This window comes from Streptomyces sp. SCSIO 30461 (assembly GCF_037023745.1).
GTDB lineage: Bacteria > Actinomycetota > Actinomycetes > Streptomycetales > Streptomycetaceae > Streptomyces.
Genome location: NZ_CP146101.1, coordinates 3963438 through 3979972 on the forward strand (window position 1 = coordinate 3963438; position 16535 = coordinate 3979972).

The window sequence follows — 16535 nt, forward strand, 5'->3', positions numbered from 1 at the left end:
CTGTCACGTTGGTTGGTGGCGTGAGATGATCTTCGGGTTGATCACGCTCGGGAGGGGATCGCGCGTGGGGAGCACGCCGCCGTCGTACAAGGGCCACCGGTACCCGGTGGAGATCATCTCGCACTGTGTGTGGTTGTACTCCCGGTTCCCGCTCAGCTTCCGCGAGGTCGAGGAGATGCTGCTCCGGCGCGGCGTCGTCGTCTCCTACGAGACGGTGCGGCGGTGGTGCCGGAAGTTCGGGCAGTCCTATGCCGACGCACTGCGCCGACGCCGCCCCAGGCCGGGCGATAAATGGCATCTGGACGAGGTGTTCGTCAAGATCAACGGCGAGCAGAAGTACTTGTGGCGGGCGGTGGACCAGGACGGCAACGTCCTGGACGTCTTGGTCCAGAGCCACCGCGACAAGGCCGCGGCCAGGCGTTTCTTCCGGAAGCTGATGAAGAGGACCCGGTCGGTGCCGAGGGTGATCGTGACCGACAAGCTCCGCTCCTACGGCGCGGCCCACCGCGAGGTGATGCCGTCGGTGGAGCACCGCTCGCACAAGGGGCTGAACAACCGGGCCGAGAACTCCCATCAGCCAACGAGGCAACGTGAACGTGCGATGAAAGGCTTCCGTAGCGTCCGCGCAGCCCAACGGTTCCTGTCCGCGTTCAGCGGCATCTCACCCCACCTCCGGCCCCGACGCCACCTCCTGACCGCCGCTCGGTACCGCTTCGAGATGACCCTCCGCCTCACCCTCTGGGACCACATCACCGGCACAGCCAGCCTGCCCACCACAGCCTGACCCGGACCCGAAAACCAGCCCCACCACACCCCGACACACCATCAGACGCTCACGCACCCGACAACGTGACAACGCCCCCGATAGGGCCCCGCCGGAGGGCGGCGAACAACCGCCCTCCGGCCCTGCGCACCACCTCTCACGGCGGCAGTGGCAGCCGCCAACCACCGGAAACCACCAACGCGACGGGCAACAGCCCGCAGAAGGGACAGAGCCATGAGCTCAGGGCCGGAGAACGACGAGCACTGCGACTGGCTCATCACCGTCTACACCGAAGACGGCCCCGCGTCCGCAGAATGCGGCGCCGCCGATCGACGTGCAGTACCCGAACTGGTCGGCCCTCGGGCACGCCGTCGACTACCGCCTCCGTCTCAGCCTCGGCGGGCGGCTCGGACTGGCCGTTGTCGCAGGTGTCATGTTCCTTGACGAGACCGGACCGCTGCGAGGCGCACCGGCGCGTGGGGCCCGCAAGGCACTGCACACGGCAGGCCGGGAGCTGCTGGCCACCGTCGATGCCTACCTCGCCGACCCCGGCAGCCTGGACGAGGACGCGCTCATCCGGCTGTGCTTCGTTGCCGGCTTCTTCGAGGACATCGCCCGCACCGGTGAGATCCGCCGCTTCAGCATGCTCAACTCTGCCACCCCCGCCACGACCCTGGACGACCTCACCGTGGCGGTCCCCGAGTACGTCGCGTGCGACATCGGCCAGCAGATGCGGCTCGCCGAGGGACCGTTCGCCGCCTTCCGGGCTCTACCGCAAAGGGCCCGCGTGTGCGGTCCGGTCTTCGCCGGCAGCGGTGACATCGGCGGTGCCGACGCCGACTACATCCTCGGCGGCCTGCTGCTGGACTGCAAAGCCACCAAGGATCCCCGCCGCTTGGGCCGCGAGGAGACCTACCAGCTCGCCGGATACCTCCTGCTGGACTACGACGACGAGTTCGGCATCGACCAGGTCGGCCTGTACCTCTCCCGCCAGGGGGGCCTGATCACCTGGGATGCCGCCGACTTCCTGCGGAGGCTCGGCGCGAGCGCCCCCCTGGCGCAGTTGCGCGCACAGCTGCGCCAGCACCTGCACGAGGCAGCCCGCCGCTGAAAGCCACGGCGGGCTGCTCAGCCCGTCAACCATCTTTCAGCCGAGCGGGCGGGAAGGGTGCCGACCTCGTTGTACGTCCGCGAGGCGGGTGAGGGCCCCATGGCGGGCCCGCGGCTGCACCTTTCCAGGCGGTGGCGCCGCTGCGGGCGTCGGCCATCTGGGCGTGGCGACGGCTGGCGGCCGCCCTGGGCTCTTCTACGAAAGTGCAGGGCACAGATGGTCAGTTGTCGCGGCGTGGGGCGTGGTCGAAGAAGCGGTTGTCGGTGTCGATGCGGATTTCGCGCACGTCGGGATAGGGGCGGGGGAGGGGGTCGTTGGTGGCGGCGATGACCTGGCAGGCGTAGCCGTCGGGGGAGGGGTCGTCGGCGATGTCGATGAGGGTGTCGATCAGGCGTAGGCCGGTGTCGTGGTCCAGGCCCTTGGCTCCGAGGCCGGCCAGCGGCGAGTCGATGACCATCAGCGGCGGCACTCGGACGTCGCGGTCGACGCGGCCGAGATCGCGCAGGGCCAGCAGTAGCGCGACGTTGGTGGCCACCTTGGGGCTTCCGGCGACTGAGCTCTCGGCGAAGGTCTTGTCGGCTGTGTGCTGTTCCTTGACGCGGGTGGTGAAGTCGGCGGGGTCGATGTGGGCGGTCTCGATGTCGGGGTTGATCTGCTTCAGCCGGGCAAGGAAGAACTCTGACCAGCGGCCGGTGACTTCCTTGCGGCGCACGTCGTGGGCGGTGACTGCGGCGTCCCGGGCGGCCTGTGCCGCGTCCATCTGTTCCTTGGCCGTCTTGATGACCTGCTCCTGGGCGCTGATGTAGTCGGCCGACTCCAGGCGTTCCTTGAGCTGGGCGACGTCGCGGCTCAGGCCGTGGGCCTCCTTCTCGGCCTGTTGCGCGGCCTTGCGGGCGGGCTGGAGATGGCCCTCGTCGTAGGTGTCGCGGGCGGCGAGCGCGGCCGCGGCCGCCATATCCGCCTCGGCAGCCTGGTCGGCGGCGGCAGCCGCCGCCTCCTGAAGGCCCCGCAGCTTGAGCAGGAGCCGGTCCACCTTCGCACGGGCCGCGGCGATCTGCTGCTCGCGCCGGTCTTCGACGCCGTCGTGGCTCTGACCGCATTGGCGGCACAGGCCCGGCTCCCGGTCGGGGAGGGGCTGTCCGCAACAGGTGCAGTCCTGCGGCGCGGGCTTCAGCAGGGTGGCGAGTTCGCCCTCGGCGCGCGCGTGCTCGGCGGTGGCGCCGTTCACCTTGGTGTGGGCGGCGACAGCCTGTTTGGCGGTCTTCCTGCGCTGGACTTCGGCCGCCTGGTGCAGGGCGACGAGCCGCCCGCGCTCCCCGACGGCTACCTTCAGTGCCGCATCAGCCTCCTGCCACCGCTGCGCCGCCGCGCGGTGCTCGCGCTGCTTCTGCTCGTACGCGGCGCGGACGCTGGCCGGATCGGCCAGAGCGCCGCTGTCCCGCAGCTTCTTGAACGCCGCCAGAGCGGACCGTGCCGCCCGGTACCGGGACGCGGTCTCCGAAGCGTTCTTCTCCAGCCCGGCGAGGTTCTCGTTCCACAGGCCCAGCAGCACCTCCAGGGCAAGGATTCTCGCCTCGTCCCTTCCTCCGCCGAGGAACTCCGAGGCGATGGTGTTCTGCCGCAGCGCCATGACGGTGCTGTAGAAGTCGTCCAGGGTGACACGCGTGGCCCCGCGGACCGCCTGGGGCAGGCCGAGCAGGTCCTGGACGAAGGCGCCGGCCGTCATCTCCCCGGCCTTCGCGCTCGCGACCGGCAGCAGATGCTCGATCTCGCTGGTGTCGTCGAGGTTCTTCAAGGACACCCGTGCCCGCGGGTTCGACCCGCTACGGGTGGCCTGCCAGCGGGTTCCGGCAACCCGGAAGATCAGCCGGACCTGCTGGCAGCCGCGGACCTCCGGCATGACGGTTGCCGTGAGAAGGCCCAGCGGGTAGAGCAGCGCTTCCAGCGCGGTGGACTTTCCGGCCTTGGAGTGGCCCACGAGGAAGGTCACCATGCCCCTGAAATAGCGGGCGTACCAGACGTCGCCCCGCTGGAATTCGAGCCGCTCGAGCACAAACGACGGGTCCACTGGGCCTCCTTGGCATCCGATGTGGTGGTCCACACCGGAAACGACCCTCAGCCGTATGGGTGACGGCCCCGGAGCGCACCTGGCCGGTTCCCTGCCACGGTGCAATCGGCCACCGGGACGACGGGGCGACTCAGCGGTGGTGCGGATCGCCCAGGAGCGGGACGGGCTGGCCGGGACCGGTCGGATGGATCTCCAGGCCGCCGTCGGCGTTGATGACAGGGCGACGGCCGGGATAGGTGCGCCGGGCCGTCTCGAGGTCCCGTTCGTCGAAATGGCCGGCGAAGACCATCACTCCGTGGATGAGTTCCACCTTCTCGGCCCCCGTCGGCCACCGCTCTATCAGCGCTTCCACGGTCATCGGCGCGGTCGCCGGCGGCAGATCCGGTCCTGACATAGGTCATACCTCCGATGCGGGGCGTGTGGTGGTCACCCGGCCTGAGCAGATCCCATGCTCCGGACGGTCCCGATGCCGCTGCTGTGTGCGCGCACCCGGGGTGGCGGTACGCGAGGCCGCCGGCACGGTGGGCGGGGCGGGTTACAGCAGCCCGCCCAGTGGCAGGATGCGCTCGGTGAGCTGTCCGCGCAGCCGTCCCCCGGCGGTGTCGGCTTCGGTGAGCCAGTCGGCGGCGACCAGCAGCCCGGAGTGCTCGCCAACCTGATCGGGGGTCAAGACGCAGAACGCGGCGACCTGGTCCAGGAGCAGCCCGCCGTCCTCGGGGTGTCCGAGGCGTCCGTCGGGACGGGCGTGGGCGGCGGTGTACAGGGCCAGGAGCCGGGCGGTGGCACCCAGCTTCTTCTTGCGGATCTTCCGGTCGCCCACGACTTTCTGGGCCCAGCCGGAGATCCTCGCGCGGGTGGTCTTGCCGAAGCCGAACGGGCGGGGCCGCTCGGGCAGGAGGGTGGAGACGGTGATGGCGGTGGGGTCCTCGGACCGGGAGGCCATCACCTCGGCAATGGTGCCGGGCAGACGCAGCCACCCGTCCGCGACCAGATGCTGAAGTACCCGCTCGGCATCGCCTTGGAGCCAGCCTGTGACAAATCCACGAAGGATCACTGCATGAGTGATGCGTTGAGCTGCTGATCTAGTGATCGTCGCAGGATCCCGAGCCGTCGTGGCGGATTGATCTGAGCTGGGGTTTCCGTGCAGGTTCAAGAGCCCAAGAGCCCCTGAAGTGCGAGCTCAGTGATCGTTCCGGAATCCGGTGATCGTCGAAGGATTCTCTATTGCCGGGTGGATCAGGCGGAGCGAGTCTGCGCTGGTCAGGGTGGTCTGGAGGCTTGGGGGAGCGAGGGTGGGTCATAGGGCGTGGCTGCGGGCGCGGTCGGTGGTGACAAGTTGGCTGGCTGGCTTGGTGCAAGGAGGTTGATCTCTGCGTATCCGTGATCCGGAGAAGGATCTGGCAGTGCCCGTCGAACCGTTTCCGGTGGGTGCCAGTACGCGCTCCTAAGCACGCGCCCGGTCGGTGAACTCATGGTCGATTTAGTCCGGTTGCAGTGCACTACGGTCACGGGCGTGCCGCGGAGCCTTACGACGTTGAGGACACTGATGACGGGTGACGAGGAGTGCAAGGACGAAGACGACGACGAGAGCCGTGCTCCGGCTGTGGCTGCCGAGGGTCGGGCCAACGGCCGTCGGCGGATGCGCACACGTCGTTCAGGATCGGCTGACCACGAGATCATCCAAGGTGAGCTTGACGCGGCGCCGGTTGGCGTCGAAGCCGTACATGGCCGTGGGCCGGTTCAAGGGGTCGGATTTCGAGTAGTAGCGGAACTGCAGTACCTGGCCACACATCGGTCCTACGTCCGCCATCAGGCCGTCCTGGCAGGTGGCCAACACGGTGATGCCGTGTTCCAGCGCGGCGTCCCGCAGTGCGGCGATCACTTCACGACGGTGCTCCGCGCCGAGTGAGTCACCGAGTTCGTCGAGGATGAGGACGCGCCCCCGCGCGTCGGGTGCGGCCAGCAGGGCGGCCAGGACGAGATGGATGGAGAACAGCTTCTCCTGAGCGGTGTTGGTGGGCGCATCGTAGGCCAGCAAGGAGCCGCCGGGGTTGCGCTGCCACCGGGGCACGACATGACAGATCCACTGGTCCTCGGCGCTGTCCGGCGCGCTTACGTTGTAGACCAGGTCGGCTGCGTATCCCTCTTTCCTGTGCAGCATGTTGAGCTGGTTGCTGATGCGGTCCAGGGCACTGTGCACGCGTTCCTTGATGGACTCCTGGGTTTCTTCGAGGGCCTGGCGTGACTCCTCGACGAGGTCGTGGAGGTAGCTCTGTTCGTCCTCCCGCTCTCGTCTTTTCACCTCCACCTGCTCCCGAGCTCCTGCGTCCCGCTCCTGGTACTCATCCAGCCATGTCTTCAGCGCGGTCAGCGAGCCACGGAAGATGGTGTCGTGCGGATCGTGGGTGTGCGCCTCGTGATGGTGTAGGGCGTCGGCGATCTCCACGGTGGCCACACCGGTGGTTGCCGTGTCTGCGGCGAGTCTCGTCAGCGCCGCCGCCAGCCGGGACCGGCTCTCGCTGCGAAGGTCTGCACAGGTACGGGCCTCGGGCGGGCGCTCGGTGTCCCGTGGTACGACGGCGTAGGAGTTGATGCCGTCGGCCGGCTCCGCGCCGGGCTCGTCCTCGGGCAGGCAGCTCCAGTTGAGCTCCTCCAAAGCCTCCTCCTCAGAGCCTGTCCAGATCATCCGTGCCCGGTCGGTGCTTGACCCCCTGCGGAGCTCCTCCAGCTTCTCCTTCCTTCGCGTCGCCTGCGTCCTGTCGTTCTTCAGCTTCCGCAGTTCGTCCTCGAGCTTGTCTGCGCGCTCCTTCGCGGTGAGGAACGCCGTCTGGGCCTCATGCGCTGTCTCGCTTGCCTCTTTGGCCAACGTACGCAGCCCGGGCAGCGCGGCAACGCACTGGGCGTGTGTGTCCTCGAGGTCGCGGATCTTGGGAACGAGCCGCTGTGCGAGCTCTTGGGCCTCGGCCCGTTTGATGTCGCGGCGCAGTTCGGCGATCCGGCGACGGTGCAGGTCGGCTGTGGTCTCCAGCGCAGCGCACTCGGCCCGGGCCTGGTCCCGCTGCCCTTCAAGGTGGGCGCAGATGTCTTCTTGGCCGGCGATCGGCTTCTCGAAGCCTCCGATGACGCGGACCCCCAGCCCAGGCAGCCAGGCATGCGGAGGAACCGCCACCTCGGTGGCATCGGCCAGGGCATGCAGGAACGGCACCGCCAGGGGGTCGGGACCTGTCCCCGAGTGGTGGACACCTCTGAGCCCGGCCCCGCCAGGGGCCGGGTAGGAGGCATCTTTTATGGTGATGAAGGTCTACTCGCCCGAGTTCAAGGCGGACGCTGTCGCGCTGTACCTGTCGGACCCGAGCCACACCTTCGAGGGCATCGGCAAAGATCTGGGGATCAGCCGCGAGACGCTGCGTAACTGGGTGCGGGCCGAACGGGCCCGCCGCGGCGGGGGCAGCACGACGAGCACGAGCACGGAGAAGAGCACGGTGGATTCCCCGCCGACGGCCGAGGAGCTTCAGGCCGAGAACGAGGCCCTGCGCCGGGAGCTGGCGGCAGCCCGCAAGGAGATGCAGAAACTCGCCACCGAACGGGACATTCTCCGCAAGGCGACGAAGTTTTTCGCACAAGAGATGATCCCGCTGGCCAATTCGACTCAAGCGGCGAGTGCGATGCCGAGGCGAGTGAGGTGGCTGGTGCGCTGACGGTCGAGAGGTCTGCCATTCCACCAGGCGTCGAGCCTGATGAGGTTGAGGGCGACGGCGCTGTAGACGTGTTCGAGGTGGGTCTTGGCCAGCCCTCGGTAGCGCGCGCGACGGTTGCCGGTGACGTGGACGGCTTGATGGATGGTTCCCTCGATCCCGGAGCGGAGGGCGTACTTGGCTCGCCAGCCGTCTGTGTCCTGGGAGCCGCGGTGGGCCTCGATCAGATCATGGACCTCGCGAGGGCGGAGTGCGATCTGCCGCCCGTAGCGTTTGCCGACGGCGGTGGTGCAGAGCGTGCGGGTGGGACACGAGTCGCAGTCGGCCGGATCGAAGCGGACCGCGATCATGGCGTCCCCGCGGCGAGTGCAGGGATGCCAGTACTGGCTTACAGCACCTTGCGGGCAGGTGACCTGGCGGTTGTCCCAGTCCACGATGAAGTCCTCGCGACGGTAGCCGAGGTTCTCCCGCTGCTGCCGTGACACGTCGGCCATCAGTGGCGTGACCATGGTCACACCGAAATCCTTCCGCGCGTCAACGACCATGGCCGCGCTGGCGTATCCGGAGTCGAGGTAGTGCTCGCCGGGAAGCACATCGCGTCGTCGCAGTGCCTGATGGACTGGCTCAACGAGTCGGATGTCCGGCACGGTCGCTTCGGTGGTCTCCACGTGGGTGATCAGGTTGGGGACCGCGGCCACGGTCTGCGGTTTCCCGCGCGCTGTGGTCGAGTCGGCGGTGGGTTCCAGGCAGGTCTCGCTGACGTGCAGTTTGTAGCCGACCCAGAACTTCTCGTCCTTCACGCCGTAGCGGGCATCGAGATCGTACGGAGAGGTCAGTCGCGATCTGCCGGGCGGCAGACCTTCCGCGTCCGCCTCCCGCCGCTTGACCACCTCCCGGCCATCATGATCGGTCACCACCAGGTAGTTCTGCACCAAGATCTGTCGCAGAGCCTGCACCGCGGGCATTTCTCGAAGCCATCCCGGCGAGCCGACGCAGTAGACAGCCTGCAGCAGACCCAACCCGTCCCTGCCGAATTCGAGCGCCATCGCCGCACGCTTGGCCTTCGACGACGGCGGACGCCACGATTCATCGACCTTGCGTCCGTAACGCAGTTCCCACGACGGAACGTCCACCACGGCGGCGAGCCAGCCCGGAGCTGCGGCGGAGAGTGCCGCCAGCGCCGCCCGCACGGCCTCTCCGGCCAGCTCCAGCCGGTTCAACTCCCGCACCGCAGCCACCACCTGCGTGGAGTCGGTCCGCTGTTTTCCTCCCGCCTTGACCAGCCCTTCTACCCGGAGACGGGCCACCAGCAGATCCAGAACCCGCTCCTCAAGGCCGTGTTCGACCAGGCGCGTGCGGAACTCCGAGAGGACCGAGGCGTCGAACCCGGGCTCGTCAAGCCCCAGGCCCAGGCAGTACTTCCAGGAGATGTCGAAACGAACCCGATGGGCCGCGGCCCGGTCCGAGAGGTTCTCCGCCATCTGTAACACCGTCACCATGGCGAGTCGTCCCGGTGACCACCCGGGCCGCCCACGTGTGCCGAACGCCTCGGTGAACTCCGCGTCCGCGAACAACTCTCCGAGTTTGTCCCGTACGCGCATCGCCAGCGGCACCTCACCCCGACGCGCGGCCAGCCGGGCCACACGCGCGGTGTCCTCCGGTACCTCCGGCCAAGGCTTCGGCTGCACGGACACCATGACTCCCATGCGGCCGGGGACGACAAGACGACCGCACCGTGCCCGAACGCTCCGAAGGCCCTGAAGGTCACGGCCCGGAATTGGCCAGCGGGATCAGAGATGACCTGGTGACCAGCCGCTTCCAGTTCATCGAGGACCACCACCGCGCCTGGGGCGTAAAGCGGTTGTGCCAGGTGCTGGAGGTCGCCCGCTCCAGCTTCTACAAATGGCGGGCCGGCCGCGCGACCCGCGCCGCGCGTGAACAGGCCGACGTCGCTCTCGCCGAGCGGATCAGGGCCGTGCACACCGAATGGGACGGCACCTACGGCCGCCCCCGCATCACCGCCGAGCTGCGCGAGGACGGCGAGCGCGTGAACCACAAGCGCGTCGGACGAGTCATGCGCAAGTACGGCATCGCCGGACTGCGGCTGCGTAAGCGCCAGGTCACCACCGTGCCCGAACCATCCGCCACACCGGTCCCCGACCTGCTGGGGCGTGACTTCACCGCGAGTGCGCCGAACACCAAGTACGTCGGGGACATCACGTACCTGCCGGTGGGCGACGGCGAGTTCCTGTATCTGGCGACCGTGATCGACTGCTTCTCACGCCGCCTGGTGGGCTGGTCGCTCGCCGACCACATGCGCACCTCGCTCGTCACCGACGCACTCCGGGCCGCCGAAGCGACCCGCGGCAGCCTGGCCGGCGCCGTCTTCCACAGCGATCACGGAGCCCAGTACACCTCCCGCCAATTCGCGGCCATATGTGCCAAGTTGGAGGTGAAGCAGTCCATGGGCGCGATCGGGACCAGCGCGGACAACGCCCTCGCCGAGTCGTTCAACGCGACCCTCAAACGCGAGACGCTCCGTGGCGCCCGCCGCTTCGACGGGGCCCGTGCCTGCCGCCTGGCGGTCTTCCGCTGGACCACCCGCTACAACACCCGGCGACGGCACTCGGCGAACGGACAGCAGGCACCGATCGCCTACGAACAGCAGTCAGCTACCCTGACGCTTGCCGCATAACGACACGAACAGGTGTCCACCCTTCGGGGTCAAGGCCCGTCGGCGTCCAGGATGCCCTCGGGCAAGCCATCCGGGGCGCCGGAACCTGCCGCTTCCGGTTCGCTCGACGGCCCGCAGATGAGGATGGTCCCGGGCAGAGTGCTCACCGCACGGCTGGCATCCTCCAGGGCATCGGAGGCGACACACACCGCCTCCCTCCACGGCGCCAGGCGGGCCTCCCACTGGGACCGCGCCTCAGGACGGACGCGAGTGGTGGCAATCAGCCCCACCCTCCGGTGGGACGTTGCCCCCTCCAGGGCCCGCAATGCCGCCCCCGCCTGGCCGGTGCGCCCCTCCTGGGCCTCGGCCAGCTCTCCCTCCAGCGCCCTGACACGTTCCTCGGCCAGCAGGAGTTCGGCTTTCACCTCGAGCTGACGCGCCTCCTGGTCGCTGACGTGCTGGGCGAGCTCGGTGGGGGAGGGGCCGGCGTAGTCCTCGGCCTGCTGCCGCGCCTGGCGGTGATCCTGCTGCGCCCGCTTCAAGTCGCCTCGAAGCAATCCCACCTTCTCGTTGGCCTCCTCCACCTCCCGCTGATGCTCGTCGCTGCGCAACTGGGCGGAACGGGCCGATTGCCGGAGCTGGCCGATGTCGCGGGCTTTGGTGAGCTGGCCCTGCACTGCATCATGCCGCGCAGCCAGAGCTGCCAGATCATCCTCGACACGGGCGAGGCTGCTGCCGATCCGGCGCTCGTAGACGACGGCATCAAGGGCGGCGCGTGCCGATGCCAGTCGCCAGAAGAGGTGAGCCCGGCCGGCCTCCACCCGGGCCCGCTGCCGGGTTTCGACAGAGTGAAGGATGATTTCCTCTTCGTGCCAGGACTTCTCGGCATCGGCCCGTTTGTCGGCCAGGTTCTTCTGCGTCCTAGCCAGATCCTTGCGGGCCTGTACGTCCGTGGCGAGCATGCCGGCCTTGCCGGTGAGATCGAGCAGTGCCTCCCCGATCTGCACGGGCGTGAAGGTGCCCGCATCCAGCTTCAGCAAAGAGGGCCGCGACCTCATACCGCCGCGGCTGATGATGTAGGCCAGCAGACGCGGGGCGCGGCCGTAGAGGACCTCCGCGTAGTCCGTGGCCCCCAGGGGTTTACCACCGAGGGCGCGGAAGAACCCTGGAGCCAGCTCGTGCTGGGTGCGATCGTCTCCGCCGAGTAGAAGGTGCACCCCTTCGTTGTGCCGTACCTCGATGTGCGGTGACTTGGCCGATACCTGCAGCCACACGGTGTGTGCGCTGGCCAGCGGATCGTCGGGGTTGGCGAAGACGCCCACCACATAGCCGATTGAGGCAGCCTCGTTCACCTCTGGCGACGCGCCGGCGGTGACGGGCTCGAACAGCAGCTTGGGTGCGTGCACGGAGCCACCGCCCGTCATGCGCCATTCCGGGTCTCCCAGCAAGAGGGCCAGGGCAGACAGGAAGCTGGTCTTTCCCGACTCATTGGAGTCCTTCGGCCCCCGCCCGGTCACCGCGACGAATGTGCCGGGGACGATCGCCACCGGGTGGGAGGTCAAACGGGCAATGGAGAACGTCTGGACAGCGACCAGCTGACGGGTACCAACCACTCCCCGCTTGCCACGTGCACTAGGGATCTGCTGACTCACATGCGGTCCGTCTCTGTCGGGATCTCAGATAACTCGCCGCGAGGCGCGGGGACTTCGATGCCACGCCGTCGGCGGATGGCGGCGGCCAGCTGCCCGCCGGGTCGACCGACCAGGATCAGGTCCTCCCAGAGCAGGTTGCTGCGGGCCTCGCTCATGCGCTCCAGCGCGGGGCCGGGCAGGTAACGGCCCGTGGTGGTCTCAGCGACCATGCCTGCCGCCCGCAGCCTGCGCAGCGCCGTTCTCATCGCGGCCTTGGAGATCCGCCGGTTGGAGGCGAGCTCCGCCAGGGTGACGGTGTGGGCTTCCCCCGTCCAACGGCTGTGCCGGTGCCGTCCCCGAGCTCTCGGAATCGCCACCGTGTGCAACAGGACCAGGGCCAACACGGCCCGGTCCACCGGGTTGAGAGTCCCGACCTCCTCAGCCACCAGGGCATCGGCGAGCGGGTCACAAAACCCGGTGACCCAGTTGCCCTCCGCTGTCTGCAGCAGTTGCCGCCCGCACCGCAGCAATGCCTGCTCCACCGCGGCCCGTATCGCCGGATCAGCCAGCATCGGCAGCTCACCCCGGGGCACCGGCCGACGAGCCGTCTCCAGTGTGGCGATCACTGACCGCACCACATATCCATCGGACATCTCAAGCGCCGTTTCGGCATCGGCCCGGACCTCATGCGGCGGCACCGCCGAATCCGGCTCCCCGCTCGCCTGCTCATCCGCCATGGGAGCCGGCAACAGATGGTGTCCGCGGCGCAGGCCCTCCACCACCACAGCAGGAAACGCCGCAACGGCCGCCCCCAGCCGCAGTTCGTCCCCGTCCACGGAGATCAGGCCGGCCTCCGGCAAGGTCCGCTCGAGTGCCCGCTCCACCGCTTCGCGGTCCGCGCCCAGTTGAGAACACAACGCCACAATGGCGGCACGCCTAAACGGCCCGCCCGGAAACGGCGCGCGCTCAGGCCGTGGCCACGCCGCGCGCAGGCACGCCGCCCATACCAGGGTCGGCACCGGCGACAAACCAATCCGGAACGCCGGCGACAGACCGGCAACCGGTGCCGTCTCACCGTCCCACCCCAAGACCAGCACATCGGCCAGCCGGCCTACCCCGTGCACGCGGATCACCCGGCGGCCGATCCGGGCGGCCGCGGCCGCAGCGGCAACCGCCACGGAACCGGTCGTCTCGGCCGACGTCACTCCAGCGGCCCGCAACCGCCCCAGAAGCAACGCTGCTTGAAACGCTCTGTCCTCATCCGCCTCACGGATGGCGTCCTGTTCAGAAGCCACCCGAACCCCCATCGGACCTCTGAGGCACATTCTGGCGCCGAAGACGCAGGGGGTGCAGATAGGTGACGGAGGCCTCCGGATCGGCTAGCAAACCGTCCTCCACCACGACCGCATAGGGCTCGTCAGGATCGTCACTCAGCGCCAACACATCGGTGATGATTGACGCAGCCGCAGGCCATCCCGCTTCGTCCAGCGCCTGCGTGAGATCGACTTCCTCGTCTGCCGCCAACAACTCATCGGCCCGCAGCCGACGCCGCTCCCGTAAATGCGCATGTGCATCCTCGGCCCACTGCAAAGGATCGTCCTCATCCTCGTCGTCGCCCTCGACCACGAGAGGCCGCACGCGTGCCCGAGAGCGCGGGGCGAACCCCTCCACTGTTTCCAGAAGCTGAGCCGGCTCGATCCACACTGTCGGCACGTCGGCGACCAGCGCCGTACCCACCTGCGACAGCAGCTCGACGTCACCCTGGACCGCGGCGTGGTCGTACTCCTTCACGGTCAGCACGTCAAAGTTCAGACTGCCGCCGCCCTGCTCAAGCACTTTGTCCGCGGCGGCCATGACCTGCAGACGGTAGAACTGCTCCGCCTCGATCAGAGCCGAACCAGCCTCCTCCAGCGCCCAGTCACTACTGAACCGGTCCGTGACCAGCTTGTTCAGTTCCTTCACCTGGCGCGTGAACCCCTGATGATCATGCTGTCGATGGGACTCCATCAACTCGGCCGTTGTGCCGGTAGCGATCTGCCGCTGCAAATCCAGAGCGAAAACCCGCAGCGCGTTCCGGCACGACACCAGATAGTCCAGAGCCGCCTCGGGGTCGGGATTGCTGCGATCGAACACCGCCCTCGCCCGATCCAACAGCAAGATCAACTCGTCAACACCCCCGTGCTGCGCCAGCCGTTCAGCCGCCAAAGCACCCGCCAGCCCTGCAGGCCGCACGACATACCGGTCCTGATGGGACTTCAGAAGATAGGGCTCAAGGAACCCCAGCCGGATCAGGACAGCCAAACGTCGATCGATCAGCTCCTCCGGCCACCCCGAAGGATTGCCCTTCAATGCCTGCACGACCTCAGCCTTCGACAGCCCGTGTGCCCCGGCATGCTCGGCAAACACTTTCAGGATCGCAAGCGCCACCCGCGCCACCTCCGGGTGCTGCGCCACAGCACCAGCATCCTCAGCAACGGGAGCCATGAACGCCCGCCAGTTGGCCAACTGAACAGCCGCCGCCAGATCCTCCTGATCGCCGTCCCCGAATGCGAGCTGTTCACCCACCGGCCGGCACCGCCTCCAACAGCCCAACCAAGCGAGGCAGCACCTTCCGGTGCAACGGCTCCTGCTCACACGATTCGCCCGAGACCGCGATCTCCGCCGCCAGGGCCCGCAGTTCCACCGGCCCCTCCGCCGCCATCCTCTCCGCCAGCGCGCGCGCTTTCGGATACTGCTCCGGCTCCTGATCCCGGTAGGGGCCGGCACGCCACATCTCCACTTCCATACCCACCGGATGCACCTTGCGGTCCAAGCGCCGGGACAGATCATCGATGATGGCAATCCCATCGGCATCCAGGTCTCCCCAGATGGCCATCCGCTCCGGACGCATCCACTCCAGCAGGGCAACCAGCTTGTTGGTGACGTACCCCCTGCCCCAGATGCACAGCCACTGCGACGTGACCTCCGGGATCGCGCACACGCGTTCGAACGTGTCGGAGTTCTCAACCAAGAAGACGCCCCGCCCGCCGTGCTCGACTTCTCCCACCAGCCGCAGAGCGCCAGCAGGCAGAGCGATCCACGGCTTGGCCACCGCAGCGTCGGCAGCCACCGACCCCACCCGCCACCGCAAAGGCCCCCGCATCCGAATATCGACATCAGCCTCATCGAGCGCCAGGTCAAAGCTCATTCCGACCAGGTTCTCGAAAGCCGCCTGCCGTGGAGGGGTCCACTTCTTCGACCCGCTCAACGCAAGGCCAGCCAACTCCTTGGCGGACAACCGCTCCCCGTCCCGGTACGCCGGCCACCACACAGACGCCGCGCGCACCGCCGCCTCATAGGCAGTCCACGCCTCGGTCGCGATCGCACTGTCCTGCGGCACCCTCAGCGGCGAACCCGCCGGACAGGCATCCAGCAGCACCTGCTCCCGCTCCAACTCCGGTACCGGCGCCATCAACGCAAGCAGTTCCTTGCGTACCTCATCGGGATCCCGCCATCCGCGCAGCTCCTGCAACAACTCATCCGCCTGCAATGCCCACGAATGAGACAGACGCCATGCCATCGGACCGGCGAGCTCGAGATCGTCATCAACCGCGCAGCGTAGGACCACACCTCCGCACCGCACCAGCGCCAGAGCTACATCCCACGCCCTGTCTCCGAAACGGGACTCCACCGTGGCCCAAGAGCGCCGCTGCGCCGAGAGCACCCACACCAGATGCCGGCTATCCAAAGTCTCCGGAGGTTCATAGGCCGGCTGCTCCCGCGCAGTCACCAGGTCGACTTCCTGAATGCGCAGCAAGCCCCGGCGATTACGCGGTGCGCGGTTCATCCCCTCACGACGTACCGGCACGGACAGAGCATGTGTGCCCTCCGGCACTTCAGCCAGCGATACCCGGATGCGGCCTTCCGCTTCACTGAACAACAGGGCCATAGCGCCCGCCCCGGCACTCACATGCCCTCCCCAGAGACACATCGGACCTTGGACCCAGGCAGATCCACTCTGTCAGGAAGGCATACACAAAGCCCCTTGCGCCCCACAAAAAGACAAAGTGAGTCCAATCCAACACTGGCCCAAAACTGGCACGGTGACGCACCGTCATCTGCTACTCGCCCCCATGCTGGAGTCGCTGTGGGAACTGGTGCCGAGAACCTGCAGTGGTTCGCCTGGGACCCGATCCTGCGACCACGCTGCACGCAGGCTTAGGCGGGCGCGCCATGCTCGGCTTTCGGTAGCCAGCCGGACGTATTTCCTTGCTGCCTTGCTGGGGCGTCGAGCGATGACCAGCCCGCAGACCAGATGACTGTCGGCGTCGTCTGAATCGTGACCCTCTGGCGGCGGGCCTGGACGAGGGCATGGCCCCTGAGAGCGCCACCCAGTCGGGTGAAGACACACTGCGGCGGAACCCTCCCCGGGGGCACCCGGCGTAGTGCCGTACATAAACGAAGTGCACGTAAGCCGGCTGGCGTGGCCGGCGACGCGGCCGCCGCCGACACCCCGCGCTCGCCTTCCAGCAGCTGCTCGCCGACTGGTGGGCGACGACGAGCAGAGGAGTACATGACCCGGAACGCTGGCGAGCCCGGCGTTCGGCTGGCTGC

General features: G+C 68.0%; 12 protein-coding genes and 1 pseudogene. 4 read left to right on the forward strand and 9 right to left on the reverse strand.

Annotation, left to right across the window (positions count from 1 at the left end):
- Window positions 1-25: 25 nt before the first annotated feature.
- Both V1460_RS17515 and V1460_RS17520 read left to right on the forward strand, forming a co-directional pair.
- Window positions 26-784, forward strand: coding sequence for an IS6 family transposase (locus V1460_RS17515; RefSeq protein WP_338678080.1), 759 nt, complete (start codon window positions 26-28; stop codon window positions 782-784).
- 313 nt (window positions 785-1097) lie between these two features.
- Entirely contained in the window at window positions 1098-1874 is a 777-nt protein-coding gene (locus tag V1460_RS17520; protein WP_338674611.1) for a hypothetical protein, read from the forward strand.
- Between the two features lie 220 nt (window positions 1875-2094).
- Here the strand turns inward: V1460_RS17520 and V1460_RS17525 are convergent, their stop codons facing one another.
- From V1460_RS17525 to V1460_RS17540, 4 genes are all read right to left on the reverse strand, one after another.
- Complete coding sequence (locus V1460_RS17525; protein ID WP_338674612.1) at window positions 2095-3942, reverse strand: hypothetical protein; 1848 nt, start codon at window positions 3940-3942, stop codon at window positions 2095-2097.
- Window positions 3943-4072: 130 nt separating this feature from the next.
- Window positions 4073-4336 (reverse strand): hypothetical protein, encoded by a 264-nt coding sequence (locus V1460_RS17530; protein WP_338674613.1) that lies wholly within the window; start codon window positions 4334-4336, stop codon window positions 4073-4075.
- Between the two features lie 141 nt (window positions 4337-4477).
- Window positions 4478-4996 (reverse strand): hypothetical protein, encoded by a 519-nt coding sequence (locus V1460_RS17535; protein ID WP_338674614.1) that lies wholly within the window; start codon window positions 4994-4996, stop codon window positions 4478-4480.
- 600 nt (window positions 4997-5596) lie between these two features.
- Window positions 5597-7147, reverse strand: a complete 1551-nt coding sequence (locus tag V1460_RS17540; protein ID WP_338674615.1) for a hypothetical protein — start codon at window positions 7145-7147, stop codon at window positions 5597-5599.
- 82 nt (window positions 7148-7229) lie between these two features.
- Between V1460_RS17540 and V1460_RS17545 the strand changes: the two genes are divergently transcribed.
- Window positions 7230-7640 carry a transposase gene (locus V1460_RS17545; RefSeq protein WP_407077476.1) on the forward strand — a complete coding sequence of 137 codons (411 nt, stop codon included), beginning with the start codon at window positions 7230-7232 and terminating at the stop codon, window positions 7638-7640.
- Here V1460_RS17545 and V1460_RS17550 read toward each other — a convergent pair.
- Window positions 7592-9334, reverse strand: a complete 1743-nt coding sequence (locus tag V1460_RS17550; protein WP_338673826.1) for an IS1182 family transposase — start codon at window positions 9332-9334, stop codon at window positions 7592-7594. The genes V1460_RS17545 and V1460_RS17550 overlap by 49 nt on opposite strands.
- A gap of 95 nt (window positions 9335-9429) precedes the next feature.
- Here V1460_RS17550 and V1460_RS17555 point away from each other — a divergent pair.
- Window positions 9430-10332 (forward strand): annotated as a pseudogene (locus tag V1460_RS17555) (IS3 family transposase); the annotation flags it as partial.
- Between the two features lie 29 nt (window positions 10333-10361).
- Here V1460_RS17555 and V1460_RS17560 read toward each other — a convergent pair.
- From V1460_RS17560 to V1460_RS17575, 4 genes are all read right to left on the reverse strand, one after another.
- Window positions 10362-11873 (reverse strand): hypothetical protein, encoded by a 1512-nt coding sequence (locus V1460_RS17560; RefSeq protein ID WP_338674616.1) that lies wholly within the window; start codon window positions 11871-11873, stop codon window positions 10362-10364.
- An 86-nt stretch (window positions 11874-11959) separates the two neighbouring features.
- Window positions 11960-13237 carry a hypothetical protein gene (locus tag V1460_RS17565; RefSeq protein ID WP_338674617.1) on the reverse strand — a complete coding sequence of 426 codons (1278 nt, stop codon included), beginning with the start codon at window positions 13235-13237 and terminating at the stop codon, window positions 11960-11962.
- Window positions 13227-14507, reverse strand: coding sequence for a hypothetical protein (locus tag V1460_RS17570; protein WP_338674618.1), 1281 nt, complete (start codon window positions 14505-14507; stop codon window positions 13227-13229). The genes V1460_RS17565 and V1460_RS17570 overlap by 11 nt, the downstream gene beginning before the upstream one ends.
- Entirely contained in the window at window positions 14500-15870 is a 1371-nt protein-coding gene (locus tag V1460_RS17575) for a Wadjet anti-phage system protein JetD domain-containing protein (RefSeq protein ID WP_338674619.1), read from the reverse strand. The genes V1460_RS17570 and V1460_RS17575 overlap by 8 nt, the downstream gene beginning before the upstream one ends.
- Window positions 15871-16535 lie beyond the last annotated feature (665 nt).